1 protein-coding gene is annotated in these 385 nt (G+C 43.1%); it reads left to right on the top strand.

The annotated features are described in order from the left end of the window. Positions 1-184, top strand: a 184-nt coding sequence (locus ACKTR5_RS11770) for a hypothetical protein (protein WP_407881700.1), incomplete at its 5' end; no start/stop codon positions are given. Positions 185-385 lie beyond the last annotated feature (201 nt).

Raw genomic sequence — 385 nt, 5'->3', positions numbered from 1 at the left:
TTCAAATAATGAATTAGGATTACCAACGTCAACCACTGACGCTGATAAGAACCGTCAAGCATTACCAGACACTGAAATTCAGGCAGGTGCCACCGTGGTTGGTTGGCTCCTCGCACTCTTTGCCGGTTTCATCATCTGGTTCAAACGCCGTCGGAAGGGACAGCGGAAAGCACGCCGGGCCTAATCTATCTCGCGAGTGTTTACCACTGAACCATGTGTAATCGAAAAGCGCCACTCATCTGCAAGTCATTGCGGATGGGCGGCGCTTTTTTTATTGAACATATTTGAAACAGTTCACTCTCAACATAAGTAAATTTAATTACGATTTATAAACTCATTTAAATCAATTTCGCTATGTCTCAACAAAATCTGAATTAAAGGAGCT

Origin of the sequence: Furfurilactobacillus entadae (genome assembly GCF_045862745.1) — a bacterium.
Taxonomy (GTDB): domain Bacteria; phylum Bacillota; class Bacilli; order Lactobacillales; family Lactobacillaceae; genus Furfurilactobacillus; species Furfurilactobacillus entadae.
Note: the sequence above shows the minus strand (reverse complement) of the source record. Positions and strands in the feature narration are given on the sequence as shown.